Genomic DNA, 19,275 nt, shown 5'->3' on the forward strand with positions numbered 1-19,275 from the left:
GAAATGTCCTATAATGTAGTTAATGTTGAGATCCCTATGAACAAAGGAGAACTGAAAATGAGAAAGCTTGTTCTATTTTTGCACGCATCGCTTGACGGTTTTGTAGAAGGTCCGAACGGTGAAATGGACATTGGCTGGGTTTCCTACGATGCTGATTTGGAGAAACACGCAAAAGAAATTCTGAGTACTGCCGACACTGTTATTTGGGGACGTGGGACTTATCAGATGATGCACAGCTACTGGCCATCTGTGCCTTCGAACCCATCAGCTTCGGAGCATGAACGGAATCATGCCGAGTGGATCGAAAAGACAGCCAAAATCATTTTTTCCACGACGCTGGAGAAAGTCGAATGGAACAATTCCAGACTGGTGAAAGAAGATGTCGAGGAAGAGATCAAGAACCTCAAACAGCAACCAGGCAAGGATATGGTCATCCTCGGTAGTCCTAGGTTCGCACACTACCTTATGCAGCTTGGTTTAATAGATGAGTATAAAATTACGGTTTCTCCCGTCCTGATCGGCAGCGGGTTGCCGTTATTCCAAGGTATCAAGGAGAAGAGCAATCTTAAACTTATCGAAAACAAGACATTTGATTCTGGAGCCATAGGCCTCGTTTACCAGACAATTAGATGACCTTGTCTCCAGAAGTAGATTATGCTAACGGGACACGTAGCTCAATGAAGACATTTGAAGGCAGCCGAACCAAAAGCCGGCTGCCTTTTTCGATATCCATTACCACAGCAGTGGTAAATAGGCGCACTAATGTATAATAAAAAGACTTCAAGGATTCGGCCCGCAAATATAAAGATATCAAATCCATCCTCGAATCATTCCTTTGGATCCATGGACAACCGGCGAAGTATCGGAAATAATGGGAGAAGCGGGGTCCAATCAACCGGGAGAGGTGGAAAAGGATGAAACTAAAATTGATCAAGGCATTGTGGGGCATGGAGGGTACGGGCACATTGGAAGAACAGATAGCGCGCATCGCTTCCGTCGGCTACGATGGCGTTGAGGCGCCCCTGCCGGCACCTGAAGACGAACAGCGGTTTAAGGAACTCCTCGCAAGCCATGGGCTTGATTACGTGGGGATGATTTTTACCGAAGGGCCAGACCACTATGCTTCTTTCGAAGCACAATTGGAACGGGCGAAGTCATTTGAACCAATCCATGTCACTGCCCATTCCCTGAAGGACTATCTTACTCTTGAAGAGCAGATCGATTATTTCCGGCGAGCCGTACAGCTTGAGCAGCAGATGGGAGTCCAGGTAGGCCATGAAACCCACCGGGGAAGAGCATTATTTAATCCTTGGGATACGGGGAAAGTGCTGAATGCTGTCCCAGGGCTCGGGCTGACGGCCGACTTTAGCCACTGGTGCTGCGTTACCGAATCCACGTTGGAACATCTGGAGAGCGAATTGGATCTGGCAATCGCCCGCAGCGTACATATCCATGGGCGTGTCGGGTATGCGCAAGGACCGCAGGTCCCGGACCCGCGGGCACCCGAGTACGCGCATGAAGTCGCGCGGCATTTTGACTGGTGGCAGCGAATCGCCGAAGCGAGACAGCTTGCTGATGCTACAGAGTTGACCTTTACTCCGGAATACGGTCCCCCGGGATATCTTCATACGCTGCCTTTTACCAATCAGCCGGTTACGGATTTGTGGCAGGTATGCAACTGGATGGTAGAACAATACCGCGAGAACTTCGAACGAATCCAATCCGTGAAAGCCACCTGACAGACATTAGACATGACTGCACTAAAGAAAAAAATGCAAGGCTGCCGCATTGCTTCCAAAGCATGCGGCAGCCTCTTCATATTTGCTGGCGTGGAGGCGGATATTTTCGATAGAGCTTTGATCAGCTGCTCAATGGCGTTAAAATATGGTCCCATAGGGTGGAAGTAAGTAAGGCGAATATCAAACAGGAAGGATTTCTATATAACGTATCAGTTTTGTGTAAGTAAGAATCGGAATAATATCCTTAGACGTTCAAAGATTCTCTCTCCAGAAATCCAATTCGGAGAAGAGACAGCCCAATTTAGGGGTTCATTATTGACTTTGTCTCACCAAATTGGAGTCAAGAGGATCCCTATTTAAGAGTTACATTCTATTAAACTATATCTAGAAATTAATAAGGATATTGTGGACAGTGGGACTGGCTGCTTATAGTGGACAGTCAATCTTACTCTTGATTGTATCAAGCATATAGCTATAATTATGTTTAAGTGATTAAACGAATGAACGGAAAGGGCCGATCGAATGAACCAGCGAACCGAGCAAGTTCTTCAACAATTCAAAGAGTCCATCCCGCTGTTGGATGTGCTGACCGATGAAAACCGTCAAGCTATAATTATGGTGCTGGCACAGAACAAATCGGGACTAAATGTAAATGCGATATCAGGTCATATCAATTTATCTAGACCGGCGGTCTCCCATCATCTGAAGGTGCTGAAACAGTCTGGTTTTATCCAATCCGAGAAAAAGGGCGTAGAAAATTATTATGTATTGACTGTCCGCAAACCGCTCGAACAACTCAAAACCTTGATTACTGCCATTGAAGCAGAGTGCACTTGGCCTCAGTGATTCCCGAAAGACTTACGTGGAATACTGTAGAACAGATCATTTTTGTCATATTGGTCCATTTGTTTAAACCAATAATCATAATAGGAGTGATATTACATGAAGGCTATAACCATTGAGAAATACGGGAAAAATGTTCCCTTAGTTATGACAGAACAACCAGTGCCTCATGTCGGAGAACATGATGTGTTAGTGGAAATTCATGCAGCAAGCTTAAATCCTATCGACTATAAAATTAAGGAAGGGAAAGTAAAACCCCTGTTGAGTTACAAGTTCCCTCTAATTTTAGGCAATGATTTCTCCGGCGTTATAGTTAAGGTTGGCGAACGGGTGAGTGCATTTAAGCCTGGTGATGAAGTTTATGGCAGACCACGCAAGAGCCGTATCGGCACATTGGCGGAATACATTGCTGTACATGAGGATGATATATGGTTAAAGCCGCAGAATTTAAACTTTGAAGAGGCTGCATCTATTCCACTGGTCGGACTTACGACTTACCAAGCATTTACCGATATTTTACATCTCCAGAAGGGCCAACAAATTCTGATTCACGCAGGTTCAGGAGGCGTGGGGACGTTCGCCATTCAACTGGCCAAATTGATGGGAGCTTTTGTTGCAACAACAGCAAGCGATAAAGGTTATGAGTTGGTCAAATCGATGGGCGCTGATCTGATCATTAATTATAAAAAAGAAAACTTTGAACAAATACTTTCTGGATATGACGCTGTTTTTGATACGCTAGGAGGAGCGGCTTTAGAAAAATCGCTCCGTGTCCTGAAGCCAGGTGGACAAATCGTATCCATCTCTGGATTGCCAAACGCAAGATTTGGAAAAGAAACAAAATTGGGTTGGATGAAAACGGCCATTTTGTCTATCGTGAGCCGTAAGATCACAGCGCTAGAGAAGAAGTACCATGCAAGATATCATTTCCTTTTTATGAAATCGAGTGGAACACAATTGAAGGTTTTAAAAGATTTCATTGAAGGAGGACACATTAAACCCGTTATTGATAAGGTGTATCATTTGGAAGAGACTGCGCAAGCATTCTCGTACCTGCAAGGCGGAAGTGCCAAAGGAAAGGTGGTCATTAAAATAAAGTAACTCCTATGCATATTGGCTATGTATGCGAACATTTTAACCATCTATGATTCGAGAAAATGCAGGTATTAGTGAAAAGAGTGTTCTAGATTGATCTCTGGAAAGACAAGAAGGCAGCCGGTCATTGTGATCGGCTATCTTTGTTAAGCTAACGGGCAGGACTGCTCATGAGTCGGTTTTATGCATCATACGGTTATTAATTGTATTTTATATTTCAATCCTTGGATGCCACTTCTATAATGATGCCTATAAGAAATTTGTATACAAAGTAAATTGGAGGACTATTCAATGAGGGAAGAATCGGAGTTAATAAAAGCCATTGATTATTTTGTTCGAGGTGAATTTTATTGTAGTCGTCAAGCTGCATCCCAAGTATATGATTACGATTCTATAAAACATCTTGCTTTTGGTGCAAATGTGGATGGCAGAACAGACGAGTTTATCGTTTATAATTCAAATCCAGCCCACGTTTTCGATACCATAAATAAACTTGACATTAGAAAGGACTATTGGATTACTGTGTTTTCAGATGAAGAACTGGATGAATATGAAACGAAAGGGTATACCATTAAAAGCAAAGAATTTCTTATGATTTTAAATCTAGAAAGCGGGTCTTTTGAAACAGATACCAAGATCATCAAGCGTGTCAAAACTGAGGAAGAAGCTCAAAGCATTAATCATTTTTTTAATAAGACTGTTATCGAGCCTGAGAAATTAAATGATCCCAATCTGCATTTTTACATTGCTGAGGAAAACGGGTATCCTGTATCTCATGGAAGTTATGCACGAGTAGATCAAACCGTATTTTTGAATAATGTTTTTACGTCAAAAGTACATAGGGGTAAAGGAATGGCAAAAACTCTTTGCCAAAAAATGCTTATCGACGCCAAGCAGGAAGGCGCCGTCCAGAGTGTACTTATTTCTAGTCAAATGGGACATCCTTTATATCTAAAAATGGGTTACCGAGATGTATCAAAAATGTGGGTATTTATGTCGAGGGACAAGAACATGGTCCCATAGAAAGTCGCTATTTTAGCGGCTTTTTTGTTTTATCGGTACAAGTTCTTGTCCCGAGTCAAGGACAAGAACTTGAGCCGATTACCGATTAGATAAGTATCTAACTATGTTTCCATGCAATTTCAGAATACGGACCCTTAAGAGTAGGTTAGGTCAGCCTGTCTTTAAAATAGGGCGTAATCCCTCTTGAATATAGGTTTTCCACTAACTTGAAAAACTCTTCTGAGGATAAATCCTTTTGACGCTGGAGCCAAAGGCGAAATAAAGAAAGGGAAGTTGTCAGGTAAAACTCAATGAAGTATGGCGTTAAGGAATGGTTTTGCAGAACGTTTAATTCTAATTGTTCCAAAGTGATTTCTTTTTTTAAGCGTTTTAAAAAACGGGCACTTCCATAATCACCCAAAAGGGCATTAAGAACCAGGAGATGTTCTCTTTTGTCCAGACAATAGAGCGTATCTTGAAACGTATGCATCGATAGTTCTTTATTCGCCAACTCTATCTTCATTTCATTTAACAAGTCATTTTCAACAGAGTCTAACAATTCGTAAATGTCAGTAAAGTATTGATAAAAGGTGCTGCGGTTATATCCTGACTTATTCGCAATTTCCTGAACCGAAATTTTCTCAATCGGCTTTTGGCTATATAACTCACAAAAAACTTCTACAAACTTTTGTCTTGTTTTCTCCGTTATTTGGGGTTGCTTTTTCATGTTTCCCTCCTACTAGCGAATAAGAATATCATCCGACAAATCATAACAAACTGATGGTTGATCAAGGAATAATAAAGATTTAAACTCACATCATACAACATGTTGTCTGGTAATCAAAGGGAAATTTTACTAAGTAGGGGTGGTTTTAATGTCAGCAAAACAAGATAGAATTTTAATTTTTGGGGCAGGTGTTATCGGGAGCATGTACGCAATTAAGCTCATTGAGGCGGGGGTTGACGTTACCCTGTTTGCACGTTCTAATAGATTTAAATCATTAAGAAAAAATGGCCTGCAATATAAAGAAAAAGGTACGGTTAAATCGATACAGGTGAATGTCATTGATACGCTCGAAAATGACGATGTATACGATTATATTTTCGTTACCGTTCGTTATGATCGGTCTGAATCAGCGTTGTTAGCGCTAAAAGATAATCAAAGCAAAAATATAGTTACGATGACTAATAATTCAATTGGATTTTCTTCGTGGCTGGATATCGTAGGGGATAGGCTTTTACCAGCCTTTCCCGGCTTCGGCGGACAGATTAAAGATGGAGTATTGCATGCTCGATTTCTACCAAAGATTATAGTGGCAACTGCATTTGGAGAAATTAATGGTGTATTGACAGAACGCATAGAAAGCCTTGCAAAAATATTTAAAGCAGCAAGGCTTCCCTACGTTATTAAAAAGGATATGCAAGCGTATCTAATTACACATTCCGTATCAGACATTGCCATGTTGAGCGTTTTGCATTCTGAGAATAAGATAATTGACAAAAAAACAGCCAGAACCAGAAAGACGGCACGCAAAATAACAGTCACTTTAAAAGCGTATCTAAGGGCAATACAAAAAGCTGGCGTTTCAATTGATCCACCAATGCTTAAGCTGGTGCTTAAATTTCCAAACTTATTATTGGATCTTTTCTTTATGACATGGCTACGAACTAAAATGGTTAGGGATATGATGTTGCCGGATTATGCGAATAATGCTAACAATGAGATTGTGCAGCTGAGTAATGATTTAATGATATTTTTAAGTCGAAATGATATCAAATCGGAAATACATGTTCAGTAATTTTTTTGTTAAACTATCGGGTATCCAGTATGAAGTGACAAACACTGGCTGGAATACGTTCCTGGTCAGCGGGAAGCCGCCTACTCCTTGGGTATGACGAATGCACAGCCAGTCAAAGTTTCCTTCATTATTGGGCAGCAGAGAACTTGCGGGAGATTTCCCGATATGCTGTTGGTGACATGCCCTTTTTAGCCGTAAATTGTTTGATGAAGTAAGTGTCATACTCAAATCCGGTAGCACGTGCAATTTCATTTAAGCTCATGTCTGTATGAGTCAGAAGATTCCCCGCAACCTTCAAGCGGTGCGACAGTAAGTAACCCATCGCTGTGCACCCGCATCTTTCCTGAAACATCTTATTGAGAGAAACGCGGTTCAAGTACGCGCATTTTGTTAAATCTTCCAGGATGATTTTGTCCGAATAATTGGTGTGTATATATTCCAGAACTAAATCCACAGGTGATTGTTCGCTATGACGGTTTAAATCTTCAAGCACCCCCAATATTTGTATAAAATATTTTTTTATTCTACATGCCCAGAGTGCATCGCTTTGCGCATACACTTCTGTGCCAAGCACAAAAAACCACTCAAATAATTGTGGGTATGCCTTCTCGGTTATGCGAGGTATCCCCGTTCGTTCGGGAGACTTACGAAACAGCGAAAGACCTGTTTGTATTTTCAAATCGGTCGGAAAGTAATTTTGTGTTTCAGAATGGGGGGTTGAGTTAAGAAAATCCGGATGAAAACAAAATGATGATGCAGAAGCGTTGTGCTTATCTAAAACTTGTATCGTATCCTCTGCAGACAAACAAAGAATAGCGGGTGCTGAAATGGTGAACGGGCGTTCGTTCAATATCCCTTTTATACTTCCATTCGTAACAAAAACAAGAGTAAATCGCTCCGGGTAGGGGAAATGTGCAAAATCCTCGGCAGCTACAAATTCGATATTTACCGTTCTGTTTTTATGGCGGTCAATTTGTGGCATGGTTCTCACCTGACAGATAGTATAGTTAAATGCTTCACTTATGACAGTGTATCACAAAAATTCAAGGGATATAATTTGGATATTGACAGAAAGGTGGTTATGATGATGGCAATTAACATCGCAATTAACGGTTTTGGCAGAATTGGCAGACTTGCATTTCGGCAGCTTTTTGATACTGAAGGATATAGTGTTGCAGCCGTCAATGATCTTACAAGTCCGCAGATGCTTGCGCACTTGCTTAAGCATGACACCACGCAAGGGCGTTATGATGCCAAGATTTCTTATAGCGAAAACAGCTTGAACGTGAACGGTGTGGATATTCCGATCTATGCCGAAAAAGACCCCGGAAAGCTCCCGTGGAAAGAACTGCAAATTGATGTTGTTCTGGAATGCACTGGCTTCTTCGCATCAAAAAAAGCGTCAGCAGCACATATTGAAGCAGGCGCCAAAAAGGTGCTGATCTCCACCACTGCCGGGAAGGATGTTCCCACTATTGTTTTCGGTATCAATGAACATACGTTGGCTAAGAGCGATATCATTGTTTCGGCTGCTTCCTGTACGACGAACTGTCTTGCGCCAATGGCGTATTTCTTGAACGAGCTTGCACCACTCAAAAAGGGCTTTATGACCACCATACACGCTTACACAAACGACCAGAACACCTTGGATGGACCCCATGCCAAAGTCGACCTGCGGCGGGCGCGTTCTGCGGCGGGCAACATCATCCCAACCTCAACCGGAGCAGCAAAGGCAATCGGGCTAGTGATCCCGTCCTTGGATGGCAAGCTGGATGGAACATCGCAAAGGGTGCCGGTCATGGCAGGCTCACTGACAGAATTAACCGCAGTGGTAGGCGGCTCCGTGACAGCAGAGCAGGTCAATAAGAAGATGGAACAGTCCCAATCGAATGAATATGGGTATACAGATGAACAGCTTGTTTCGTCTGATATTATCGGCATGACTTACGGCAGTTTGTTTGACGCAACACAGACAAAGGTAACAGAGCTAGGAACAGATACATTGGTGAAAATTGCTGCGTGGTATGATAACGAGAACTCCTTTACCAGCCAGTTAGTACGTACCGCAAAATACCTGGCTAAATTATAATGTTTAGCGGGCTAGAGGATACTAAAAAATGAGCGAATACCCACAAGAGCTGCCATAAGCAGTGAAACAGGGCATATCACACGGGAATAGGGGCTGTACCCAAATTGTTCGCATCACATGGGAACATAACATCTAAAACATAAAAAAGGATCTCAAATTCACTGAATAGTGGAGACTGGCCCCATAACGTGAGACAAATTAAAAACACCTTCAAGAGAATGCAATCATGTCGTAAGATATGAAGACTACTTTGGAGGTGTTTTTGCATTGATTGTTAGTATTTTTTTCAACATATCAGACGATATGAACATCATTACTTACAGAGTCGCATAGAATGCGGCTTTTTTGATTGGGGTAATTAGTGGATCCGATCCCCGGATAAATAAAGCTCTCGTGCAGTTTGAAGGAACAGTTTCACCCCGTGTGAAGCCTCCTTTAATGAAGGAACTGCCAAGTGAATGTCTCTAAAAGGTTGCGGATTAATTGTCCGGATGCGGACATTCGGTGGCAGTGTCGAAAGCGACAAAGAAGTTTTCGATACGATCGAGATTCCCAGCCCTTCTTGAATCATGCTCAACGCCGTGTTTATGTTGTGGCCGTTATATTTGGCGTACAAAGTGGTTCCAAACTGCTTAAATAGCTCAAAAATGGGTGTTACAAACCCACCTTTGCACACAATCATAGGTTCATTGTCCAGATCCGTAATATGAATGGTTTGGCGGCTTTGCAATGGATGATCATCCCGATGGACCAGGCATAATTCATCTCGAAAGAACGGAATCGTTTCGAGTTCGTTGCTCGGCGGTATAATCCAACCGACATCGATTATTCTGGAGTCTAGCCATTTTTTAATCTCCTCGATGGTTCCTTCATAAAGTTCAAATGTCAGCCCCGGATGGTTCTCCCCAATGATCCGCAATATTTTCGGCAAGAAGTGCGCGGACACAATCGGGAACACCCCGACACGAACGGAGCCAACTTCAAACCCTTTTTCAGCGGTTACCTCCTGCTCTACCTTATTGTATCCTTGCAAAATCTCTCTGAATATGGCCAGTAAGCGCAGGCCGATATCGGTGAGAATAACTCCGCTTTTTCGTTCCCGTATCATAAGAGTGACTCCTAATTCCGATTCAAGCGTTGAGATGGCGCGGCTGACGGCAGGTTGTGTCATATTTAAGTGCTCACCGGCTTTGGTAAAGCTGCCAGTCTCGACTATTTTCACAAACAACATCAATTGCGAATGTGTCATAACAATTTTGATATCTCCTTCATAATAAACATGCATTTTATTTATAAGTTGATCCATTGTACCATGGTAATCACCATTACACAAAGGAGCGATGAAGATAAATGCAACTTTCGCGAACACTTACTGTTATCCTGTTAACCTTTTTAGTCGCAATGTGGGGGGTGAACTGGCCGTTGTCCAAGTATGCACTCGAATTTGCACCCCCATTGCTTTTCGCCGGCTTGAGAATCACGATCGGAGGTCTCATTTTGCTTCTTATCGCTTTACCGCGTTATAGATATCTTAATTTGAAGCATACTTGGAACATTTACCTGATCTCCGGTTTGCTGAATATCATTCTCTTTTTCGGTTTTCAAACGTTCGGACTGAATATGATGCCTGCCGGTTTATTTTCGACAATCGTGTTCATGCAGCCCGTTCTTCTCGGAATCGGAGCTTGGTTGTGGTTAGGTGAATCCATGAACGGTTTCAAAATAGTCGGCTTGATTCTAGGCTTTATAGGAGTCGCTGTTATCAGCATGAACGATGGCTCTGGAAATATCTCGACCGTTGGTGTTTTGCTTGGCTTAGCCAGCACGATTACTTGGACATTCGGCACAATTTATATGAAGAAAACATCTAATAAAGTCGATGCGATCTGGTTGACTACCCTTCAGATGATTTTTGGTGGAATTGTATTGTTGATAGCGGGTACTACCATTGAAAACTGGACGGATATCGCTTGGAATCAGAGGTTTATCTCGACGTTATCGGTTATTGCAATCTTCTGTACGGCCTTGACCTGGCTCGTCTTCTTTCTGCTTGTCAGATCGGGCGAAGCCGGCAAAATCGGGTCGTTTAATTTTCTGGTCCCGCTCATTGCGATCGTGATCAGCGTTCTCTTTTTGGGAGAAACGATTACTATCAAGATGGTAGTGGGACTTATTCTAATTATCATTGGTATTGCGCTTGTAAACCTCAAAATGAAATCACTGCAAAAGCGGGGCAATATGTTAAAGGGGGATATGTAGGTAAGGCAGGGTAACGTACAATCGTTATTACTCATGATATTGATTAAATGATCAATTGGCTTAACCTAATGAATTAAGATTTATTGAATTATCAGGAAAGGGTATCCCATAAAGAAGTAAAGGCAGTCGACCAAGAGGTCGGCTGCCGTTGCTTCTTTAACTAGGGATAGAATAGAGTGGATCATAGGAAGCAGCTCGTGACAATAACATGGTAACTTATTGTAACTCAATATTAGTCCAACATAGCTGACACTATCCTTAGACACACAATATGGTCGAATTCGTTCGAAAACGGCCCCAGTTTCACGGATTGTCTTTGCTGCCATTACTTGCGATCAGATGTTCTGACCACCCGAGACCTCGATTCTCTGCCCGTTAACCCAGCGATTGTCGGAACCAAGTAAGCTGGCGACTGCGGGACCAATGTCCTCGGGTACCCCAACTCGACCAAGGGTAGTCATCGCGGCAAACGTTTCATTGTAAGCAGGTATGTCGCGTACAGAACCTCCTAGAAAATCGGTTTCGATTGCTCCAGGTGCAATGGTATTAGCGGTGATACCTCGGTGACCAAGTTCTTTGGCCAAATAGATGGTTAGAATCTCGACCGCCCCCTTTGCGGCAGAGTAGGCAGAGAATCCAGGAAAAGAAACGCGAGTAAGACCCGTTGAGAAGTTCACAATACGACCACCATCTGCAAGAAGCGGCAGAAGGGCCTGAGTCAAGAAAAACACACCCTTAACATGCACATTAAACAGGCCGTCGAACTGAGCTTCTGTAGTTTCGGTAAAGCCGGTCATTTCTCCGTAGCCGGCATTGTTCACCAGATGATCGAAAGTGGTGCTATTCCAGGTTGACTGCAGGGTCGAACGAACTGTCTCAACAAAGGCAGTAAAACTGGAAATGTTCCCCATATCAAGTTGTAGAGCGACTGCTTTACGCCCTAGGGCTTCAATTTCAGCAACGACAGACTTTGCTTCTTCTGCTTGGCTACGATAGGTCAGGATGACATCACCGCCATGACGTGCAATACTGATGGCAGTATTGCGACCAAGTCCGCGGCTGCCGCCAGTAACGATTGAGATATTTGCCATTGTAACTTCATCCTCTCAGAAATCATTTTAATTTACATTGGTATCATAGATTATAAAGTTCACTTTAAGTCAAGACTTTTTCACTGAAAAAAAAGTGTATAATTAAACCGTGAAATCTTTGGTTTAATTATACCTTCCTCAAATTATATAACCTAAATTTGGATGTATTAATTATTATTATCCATAAAATCAATTAAAGTTTACTTTAATAGGAGGCGATGAGTTTTATTTATGTTGACTATAAGGGAAGTTACTGAATTGACAGGAATAGCGGCGTCCACACTTCGATATTACGAAAAGGAGGGACTGCTTCCACATGTGAAGAGAAATGAAAATGGGAAGCGGTTATATGACGAAGATGATTTAAGCTGGATTCACTTCGTTACTGCGCTTAGAGCAACAGGAATGCCGATTGCTCAAATTCAGAAGTATGTAAACTTGTATAAAGAAGGGGATTCGACGATTTCGGAACGAAAAATGATGATGCTCCATCATAAAAAAGAAATTGAGAAAAGCATAAGGGAACTATATTTTAACTTGGATAAAATAAACTATAAGCTTGCTCTATATGATGTATTAGAATCTCAGATTGAACGAACTAACATTAAAATTTGATTATGCCCAAATACAAGGTCGCTAATTTAGCGACTTTGTATTTTTTTATAATTGTGATTTAATGAACTTCTCCATATGTCAATAGAACAATGGATATGGTTGTAACAGTCCTGACGATGGACAAGAACATGTTCCGATTGTCGATTAGAGAATGCTTTAGGCATATATAAGAGATAAGACATCTATCATTTCAATTGTTGTCTTATCTCTTTCGTATTAATTTTCACCAAGAATTTTAGTTGGATCAAGCCCTGGAGGGAATATTTCTTCAAAATGGTCCTTTTTCTCATATAAATTATACCAAGCATCCGCTATAACATCTGGGTCCCCTGTTGTTCCGGGTTGTATCATGGCTCCGATTGAAAGATGTCCGACAAACACACCTTTTTCTTTCAACTCATTGTGCAGGTTCGCGGCATAATTACGAATACCAGCCCCAACGATTCCGGCATTCCCGGCATAAGGTAAAGGGAACATAGTAGATACGTGTCGTACAGCAACACGACTTTGTACGCCTTTTGGCAGTCGCCCAAGTCCAGCGATTCGACATACTCAGGGTAACTTCCCACCAGTCCACCACGCTCGGGTTTCAAACCAACGTAGCTGAGGTCGCGAAGATTGTCTCCCGCTTCGAGAACAACGATGTAGCCGCTCATTCCTAGTCGAAAAAGCTAAAGTTGTATTCGGTCGGGTTGTGCACATTAGCAATCCATGAGAAACCGGGCATGCTGTTGGATGATAAAATGAAGATCTAGAGGAGGCTGCATATGGAACGTGTAATCCTAATGATGAATGTGCGAGAAAACCAGAGAGGAGAGTCAGTCTCATGGCAAAGATTATTTTTGCGTTGAACCAGTCTCTGGACGGGTTCGTCGACCATATGGCGTTTCAGCCCGACCCTGTGCTATTCCGTCATTTCATCGAAGACGTGCGCGGTCTGACGGGTTGCCTGTACGGGCGCCGCATGTACGAGACCATGCGGTATTGGGACGGGGATGGAGACCATTTTGAATGGGATGCGCCGGAACGGGAATACGCAGCTGCGTGGCAAAGCAAACCGAAGTGGGTGGTGTCGAGGACGTTAAAGTCCGTCGGTCCGAACGCTTCTCTGATCGAGGGCGACCTCTCAGCGGCCATACGTGGGCTGAAGGCTCAGCATGAAGGGGAAATTGAAGTTGCCGGGCCAGAGTTGGCGCACAGTCTAACGGAGCTCGGTCTCGTTGATGAGTATCGACTCTATCTCCAACCAGTCGTGCTGGGTCACGGCAAGCCGTTCTTCGCCGGTCCGCGGCTGCCGCTGCGCCTCGTGGCGAGCGATCGAATTGGCGAGCAGGTGATCAGGTTGACCTACGTTCCAGCTTAGTTTTGCGGTTGACTCAGCGACCTAAAGGGGCGATAGTTCAATAAAACAGCGGCGGTCTATGACTTTATTTTTTCATTCTTGCCGCTGTTTGGGTTACTGTGTGTTAGTCTAGAACTTATTTTTCAAATGCTGACGACTTTCCAACTCTATAACGGCGTCAAATCAATAACCTCAGTCTAACACTTTATTATCTTCGAACAGAAATAGATTACATGTCCAACATATACCAATAGAAATCAGGAAACAGGTCATGGATGAATTAAAGACTTATGTTTTAAGAAAACGTATAGAAAATGGCTTGAATCATTATATGATAAAAAGAGCAGTCGCTCTTAAGTCTAAGGAAATCGATCCAGAAGGAAGGGGAATTCAATATATGTCGGGGGACAAGAACATAGTCCCTTTGAAGGTCGCTATTAGCGGCTTTTTTTGTTTTATCGGTACAAATTCTTGTCCCGAGCCAAGGACAAGAACTTGAGCCGATTACCGATTCGGAGGACGGCAAACTTAAGCTGATCATCAGCGAAGGAATTTCGACCACGGCCCCATTATGCGGATCTGCAATACTCAGACCCCCGATAAATTCAGGCAGAACCGGATGACTATATGGCCAGTTAGTTTGCTGAGGCTCCGACAGACCGCTGCTCGTTGCAATGCTTCTTTATTTCAGAAAGTCGGTGATTTCATGCGTCTGTAACAATTCACGTTGTGAGAAAACGGGTCAAATACTTTTCATTCTCTTAATGTTCTTATCGTAACTCAATATGTGTCCGACGACATGAACATGATGCACTTTGAAAGTCGCATAATATGCGTTTTTTTTGTGGGCTGCGATATTCGGGTTGCTCTTTTTTCTACATTGCATTTTCATTTTGTCACATTTTCCGCCTCCTTCCTGTCTTGTTTAATGACAGCGCATGAAGGAGGTTTCTTCGAATGGTTGCAAAGTATGATGTGGCGATTGTTGGTGGAGGTATTGCCGGACTGACCGCAGCTCTTTATTTAGCAAAAGGAGGAAAACGCGTCGTCGTTTTGGAAAGTCAGAATCAGATGGGGGGAAGGGCGATCACAAACATGAAGGACGGAATACGCTTCAATTTGGGTTCGCATGCACTCTATGCCGGGGACGCGTTCGACATTTTTCGGGAATTGAACGTAAATCCGGATATTTTTCGGAAAGTCGACGAGTTCACCCCGTACGGCATCTGGAAAGAGCAGGTGCACCCATTTCCGGCTGCGATCCGTTCGCTGCTTAAGACTTCCTTGTTATCGTCGACTGACAAATACAGGTTCGGAGCCATCCTCTTGAAGATCCTCAAGCTTGACACGGCCACGATTCCACACATGAGTCTGCGAGACTGGATGGAGGAGCACGTGAGAAGCCCGATGGTACGTCATCTTCTGTACGTGCTGGCCCGAGGAGGAACATACGTGCAGGCTCCGGATTTACAAGTGGCAGGACCCTTGTTCAGGCAGATGCAGCGTTCCATCACGGGAGTGTATTATTTGAAGAAAGGATGGGGATCCCTGATCGAAGAGATGTGTTCGGAAGCACGTCGGCTCGGCGTGGAAGTCATTACAGGTAGGAAAGTCATTTCCGTTGAGCATGATGACGGACGGGTGCAGCGGGTTCGATGCGAGAATGGCGAAACGATTGAGGCTCCTTATGTGATCCTGACGACAGCGCCGAAGATATCAAGCCGGTTGGTTCCATCAGCCGAACTGACTTCCCTGCGGACGTGGGAGCAGCAGGCCATTCCGATTACGGCCGCTTGTTTGGATATCGGGCTCCGTCGACTTCCCACACCGCAGCATCAATTCGTCTACGGCATCGATCAACCGGTCCTTATGATCAACTCCTCCCGAATCAAAGGGCTAGAACTCTGTGAGAACGATGACGTTCAAGTGTATCAAATGATCAAGTTTCAAGTGCAGGGAAGCCATGCGCAAGAAGACCGCAGCCAACTTGAACAAGCCATGGATCTCGTTCATCCCGGTTGGAGACGGGAAGTGGTGGCGGAGCAGTATTTGCCCAAGATGACGGTCGTTCATGACTTTCCACATATGAAGCGGGTCGAGAATCCAGGTCCTGCCGTCCCTCAGATTAAGGGTTTATACGTGGCTGGAGATTGGGTGTCACACGGTGAATATTTGGCAGGCGGGGCGGCAGCAAGCGCCAAGCGAGCTTCACTTCATATTCTCGCGAACTAAACGGACGATATCGAGAAGGAGGTCTGTATGGACACGGAACAACTATATGAAACTTATCGGACATTATTGTTCTCCTTGGCATATCGAATGCTCGGAAGCGTCATGGATGCGGAAGACATCGTGCAGGATGCTTTCCTGGCGATGAACCAATTGTCTTCCGACGCAAATATCAGGAACGTAAAGGCATACTTGTGCAAAATCGTAACGAACCGTTGCCTGAATCTGTTACAATCGTCCGCGAAACAACGGGAAGTTTACGTGGGGACTTGGTTGCCAGAGCCGCTTGTGCATCTTGAAGACGCCAGCTTGGACCCTTCTGAAATTTATCAACAAAGAGAAACGATCTCAACGGCCTATTTAATGCTTTTGCAACAGCTAAGCGCGGTCGAGCGGGCCGTCTTTCTCCTGCGGGAAATATTTCAATACCCGTACGACGAGATTGCAGGCATGGTGGGGAAAAGCAGCTTCAATTGCAGGCAAATTTTCCATCGGGCCAAGAAAGGTATCCGCCATGAACCGCCGGACATAGCAAAGAGCACCGTTACGGAGACGCAAGTGCGGCAATTCATCCAAAGCGTGATCGCCGGGGATGCGAACCGCCTGTTGCAGTTGTTGTCTCCTGACGCCATCCATTATACAGATGGAGGTGGCAAGGTGCCGGCCGCGCGGCAGCCCGTCGTCGGAGCGGCGCAAGTCATTCCGTTTTATATGCAATGGATGGATTGGTTCAGGCGTCCTGACAGCCACTATTCCTATATCATCACTACGGTGAACGCAAGCCCGGGAATCATCATGATGATCGGCGGACGTATTGCTTACGTTTACTCGTTCGAGGCTTCGGACAGTAGGATTCATTCCATCTATGCAGTTGCAAATCCTGACAAACTTAAGTATCTGGAGGAGGTAGTAAGATGAGAATCATCGAATTGGAACTCAGAACTGCCCGGTTAGCTGAAATGAAAGTGTTCTACTCAGAAAGACTTGGATTTGCTCTAGCAGATATAACGGAACATTCTATCACGATCATTGTCGGGGGAACGCGATTGACTTTCGTTCACGAAGAGGAGGGAAGGATACTGCCGTCCTACCATTTGGCAATGAATATCCCTAAGAACCAAATTCGCGAAGCAAAAAGCTGGCTTCTGGACAAAGGATGTCAGGTGCTTTCCGCTGCGTCCATTCCTTACGCAGGAATCCAGGCAAACGAAGATATCGCTTATTTCGAAGGAACGGATGCGCATGCCTTCTATTTCGAAGATCCTTCGGAGAATCTGGTGGAGTTCATCGCTCGGCATCGAATGGACAATGCCTCAACAGAGCCTTTTGATCATGAATCCATTCTGAATGTCAGCGAGATCGGCTTACCGCTTCACGGCAGCGTATCGGAAACAATCCAACGTCTAAACTCTCGGTTTGACGTCACGCGTTATATCGGGGACGGAAAGACGTTTCAGATGCTCGGTGACGAGTACGGAATGTTCATCCTGGGGGATATGGCCATCGGATGGTACCCTTCAATGAAGATTCCAGAAGTTCACCCGATTCGAATGACGATTCTCGATCCTAAAGAAGGGGAGTTTCAATTGGATCCGTACCCCTACACCATTCGTGCGGTTTCCGAAAGGCCAGTCTAAGGGAGGGATTAAACGATGAAAGTACAAAAAATGACCGCAACCCGCTCTTTGCTGTCGGCAGCGCTCAAAACGCGCGGCTAGGTTTAAGCATATTGAATGCGTACAAGTAAATCTATGGTACTCTGAGAGCTGAAGGATTAGTTTGCCACGAACGGGACCATTGTTGAGTAAACATTTGATATCAAAACTTTAGGAGGATGAAAAATGAAGATCAAACGAATTGTTGCAAATATTGAGACGCAGGATATTTCCAAAGCTTCGTATTTTTACGGGGAAGTACTTGGACTTGATCAACTAATGGATATGGGATTTATTGCAACATACGGTTCGCATGAGAAAATGGGCATTCAGCTTAGTTTCCTATTAGAGGGTGGCTCTGGGACACCTGTGCCTGATCTGTCAATTGAGGTTGATGATCTTGATGACGCGTTAACTCGTATAAAAGAAGCAGGAATTCCAATTGAGTATGGACCAACTGAGGAGCCATGGGGGGTTCGGCGTTTTTTTGTTAGGGACCCATTCGGGAAACTTATCAATATTCTTATCCATCTTTAAACATTAAATTTAGTATATATAGTTGCATTTGATAATCTTCTAAAGATGAGTTCGAGTGGGTGACAAATCGAATAAGAAAGCAATATAAATGTGTCGGAGGACAAAAACATTGTTCCATTGAAAGTTGTTATTTTTTTAGCGGTTCGTATTATCAGGTTAGCCAGAATTTTCTGGTTGGCCTTTTTTGTGTTCGTTTTACGATGGGGGAACCGTGAGAATGTGACGGCTTTAGGGGCAATGATCCCGTTAGAAAAACTGTTCTCTCACGATCACCAAAGAACCATATTTGAGCTGCTAGGTGCGGTAGACCCCGTATCACGAACGAAGCTATGGGTTTGGAACCATCGTGGAAAAGGCCTAACAACGTCATTAACGGTGCTAAAGGAGCGGAACGATAAACTCGATTACTTTTTCCTCGCCATCCTCGATTAACAGGGTATGGCTCATAGCGTCTCACCGTCTTTCTCCACATTTTCTTTTCGTCCATGATTTCTGCTTCTAAAATATCTTTTTAAAAATTCACAGATACCGCAACTCATTGTCATAAGTTCACAATATTCGTCTAATATGATCTTTACATGAACGAGTCACATGTAGATCTATTGAGAATAAAAGGAGACATAGGGGAGACTTAGGAATGAAGAAGACAGGAATGCTGTTTCTCGCTTTTGTTGTTGGCATATTAGGAGGGTTTACCCTTTTTCAATTCATCGTGCGGATCGTGTTGCGGCAAATGGACGCGTTTCCGGTAACGCTCATCGGAGCTCTTTCTATGATATTGCCTTTAGCCGGGGGTTTAGCCGCCGTCATGCTGGCCAGACGTTTTACAAACAAAGCCGGACAAGATTGAGTGTTATATGTGAAGGAGAAAAGATTATTACCGCAATGCCATTTGGGGATTATGCTCAGGATTGATTGCAATAGCAATTAAAAATGCACAAAATTTAATTTGATTTCAACAACGATGAGGAAAGCGAGTA

20 protein-coding genes are annotated in these 19,275 nt (G+C 43.8%); 15 read left to right on the forward strand and 5 right to left on the reverse strand.

Going from position 1 to position 19,275, the window contains the following annotated elements; genetic code table 11:
* The first annotated feature begins 57 nt into the window (after positions 1–57).
* The 5 genes from ACETK5_RS12035 to ACETK5_RS12055 all read left to right on the forward strand — a co-directional run bounded on the left by ACETK5_RS12035 (position 58) and on the right by ACETK5_RS12055 (position 4,700).
* On the forward strand, positions 58–633 hold the full coding sequence (locus tag ACETK5_RS12035; RefSeq protein ID WP_326120916.1) for a dihydrofolate reductase family protein: 576 nt from the start codon (positions 58–60) through the stop codon (positions 631–633).
* 281 nt (positions 634–914) lie between these two features.
* Positions 915–1,739 (forward strand): sugar phosphate isomerase/epimerase family protein, encoded by an 825-nt coding sequence (locus tag ACETK5_RS12040; RefSeq protein WP_326120915.1) that lies wholly within the window; start codon positions 915–917, stop codon positions 1,737–1,739.
* Positions 1,740–2,261: 522 nt separating this feature from the next.
* On the forward strand, positions 2,262–2,585 hold the full coding sequence (locus tag ACETK5_RS12045) for an ArsR/SmtB family transcription factor (RefSeq protein ID WP_100537197.1): 324 nt from the start codon (positions 2,262–2,264) through the stop codon (positions 2,583–2,585).
* A 96-nt stretch (positions 2,586–2,681) separates the two neighbouring features.
* Entirely contained in the window at positions 2,682–3,683 is a 1,002-nt protein-coding gene (locus ACETK5_RS12050; protein WP_394055849.1) for an NADP-dependent oxidoreductase, read from the forward strand.
* 285 nt (positions 3,684–3,968) lie between these two features.
* Positions 3,969–4,700, forward strand: a complete 732-nt coding sequence (locus ACETK5_RS12055; RefSeq protein ID WP_394055851.1) for a GNAT family N-acetyltransferase — start codon at positions 3,969–3,971, stop codon at positions 4,698–4,700.
* A gap of 145 nt (positions 4,701–4,845) precedes the next feature.
* Here ACETK5_RS12055 and ACETK5_RS12060 read toward each other — a convergent pair whose 3' ends face one another.
* A complete protein-coding gene (locus tag ACETK5_RS12060; RefSeq protein ID WP_100537194.1) occupies positions 4,846–5,406 on the reverse strand; it encodes a TetR/AcrR family transcriptional regulator in 561 nt (186 codons plus the stop codon).
* A gap of 148 nt (positions 5,407–5,554) precedes the next feature.
* Here ACETK5_RS12060 and ACETK5_RS12065 point away from each other — a divergent pair, with 148 nt between their 5' ends.
* Entirely contained in the window at positions 5,555–6,478 is a 924-nt protein-coding gene (locus ACETK5_RS12065; protein ID WP_326113664.1) for a ketopantoate reductase family protein, read from the forward strand.
* 127 nt (positions 6,479–6,605) lie between these two features.
* Here ACETK5_RS12065 and ACETK5_RS12070 read toward each other — a convergent pair whose 3' ends face one another.
* The gene (locus ACETK5_RS12070; protein ID WP_326113665.1) at positions 6,606–7,460 is read right to left on the reverse strand and encodes a helix-turn-helix domain-containing protein; all 855 of its coding nucleotides are present in this window, start codon (positions 7,458–7,460) and stop codon (positions 6,606–6,608) included.
* A gap of 105 nt (positions 7,461–7,565) precedes the next feature.
* Here ACETK5_RS12070 and gap point away from each other — a divergent pair, with 105 nt between their 5' ends.
* Positions 7,566–8,567, forward strand: coding sequence for a type I glyceraldehyde-3-phosphate dehydrogenase (gap, locus tag ACETK5_RS12075; protein WP_394055854.1), 1,002 nt, complete (start codon positions 7,566–7,568; stop codon positions 8,565–8,567).
* Positions 8,568–8,925: 358 nt separating this feature from the next.
* Here gap and ACETK5_RS12080 read toward each other — a convergent pair whose 3' ends face one another.
* Positions 8,926–9,816 (reverse strand): LysR family transcriptional regulator, encoded by an 891-nt coding sequence (locus tag ACETK5_RS12080; RefSeq protein ID WP_394057416.1) that lies wholly within the window; start codon positions 9,814–9,816, stop codon positions 8,926–8,928.
* Between the two features lie 101 nt (positions 9,817–9,917).
* Between ACETK5_RS12080 and ACETK5_RS12085 the strand changes: the two genes are divergently transcribed.
* Entirely contained in the window at positions 9,918–10,826 is a 909-nt protein-coding gene (locus ACETK5_RS12085; protein WP_394055856.1) for a DMT family transporter, read from the forward strand.
* Between the two features lie 335 nt (positions 10,827–11,161).
* Here ACETK5_RS12085 and ACETK5_RS12090 read toward each other — a convergent pair whose 3' ends face one another.
* Positions 11,162–11,917, reverse strand: a complete 756-nt coding sequence (locus ACETK5_RS12090) for an SDR family NAD(P)-dependent oxidoreductase (protein ID WP_394055859.1) — start codon at positions 11,915–11,917, stop codon at positions 11,162–11,164.
* 231 nt (positions 11,918–12,148) lie between these two features.
* Here ACETK5_RS12090 and ACETK5_RS12095 point away from each other — a divergent pair, with 231 nt between their 5' ends.
* A complete protein-coding gene (locus tag ACETK5_RS12095; protein ID WP_326113669.1) occupies positions 12,149–12,532 on the forward strand; it encodes a MerR family transcriptional regulator in 384 nt (127 codons plus the stop codon).
* A gap of 216 nt (positions 12,533–12,748) precedes the next feature.
* Here the strand turns inward: ACETK5_RS12095 and ACETK5_RS12100 are convergent, their stop codons facing one another.
* The gene (locus ACETK5_RS12100) at positions 12,749–13,009 is read right to left on the reverse strand and encodes a dehydrogenase (protein ID WP_100537187.1); all 261 of its coding nucleotides are present in this window, start codon (positions 13,007–13,009) and stop codon (positions 12,749–12,751) included.
* 349 nt (positions 13,010–13,358) lie between these two features.
* Between ACETK5_RS12100 and ACETK5_RS12105 the strand changes: the two genes are divergently transcribed.
* From ACETK5_RS12105 to ACETK5_RS12130, 6 genes are all read left to right on the forward strand, one after another.
* Positions 13,359–13,895, forward strand: coding sequence for a dihydrofolate reductase family protein (locus ACETK5_RS12105; RefSeq protein ID WP_100537186.1), 537 nt, complete (start codon positions 13,359–13,361; stop codon positions 13,893–13,895).
* 936 nt (positions 13,896–14,831) lie between these two features.
* Complete coding sequence (locus ACETK5_RS12110; protein WP_326113670.1) at positions 14,832–16,106, forward strand: phytoene desaturase family protein; 1,275 nt, start codon at positions 14,832–14,834, stop codon at positions 16,104–16,106.
* Positions 16,107–16,133: 27 nt separating this feature from the next.
* Positions 16,134–17,021, forward strand: a complete 888-nt coding sequence (locus ACETK5_RS12115; RefSeq protein WP_326113671.1) for an RNA polymerase sigma-70 factor — start codon at positions 16,134–16,136, stop codon at positions 17,019–17,021.
* Positions 17,018–17,740, forward strand: coding sequence for a VOC family protein (locus tag ACETK5_RS12120; protein WP_394055861.1), 723 nt, complete (start codon positions 17,018–17,020; stop codon positions 17,738–17,740). The genes ACETK5_RS12115 and ACETK5_RS12120 overlap by 4 nt, the downstream gene beginning before the upstream one ends.
* A gap of 204 nt (positions 17,741–17,944) precedes the next feature.
* Complete coding sequence (locus ACETK5_RS12125; protein WP_326113673.1) at positions 17,945–18,295, forward strand: VOC family protein; 351 nt, start codon at positions 17,945–17,947, stop codon at positions 18,293–18,295.
* Positions 18,296–18,932: 637 nt separating this feature from the next.
* The gene (locus tag ACETK5_RS12130; RefSeq protein ID WP_326113674.1) at positions 18,933–19,145 is read left to right on the forward strand and encodes a hypothetical protein; all 213 of its coding nucleotides are present in this window, start codon (positions 18,933–18,935) and stop codon (positions 19,143–19,145) included.
* The last annotated feature ends 130 nt before the right edge of the window (positions 19,146–19,275 follow it).

Origin of the sequence: Paenibacillus ilasis (genome assembly GCF_043195395.1) — a bacterium.
Lineage (GTDB): Bacteria > Bacillota > Bacilli > Paenibacillales > Paenibacillaceae > Paenibacillus_AQ > Paenibacillus_AQ lautus.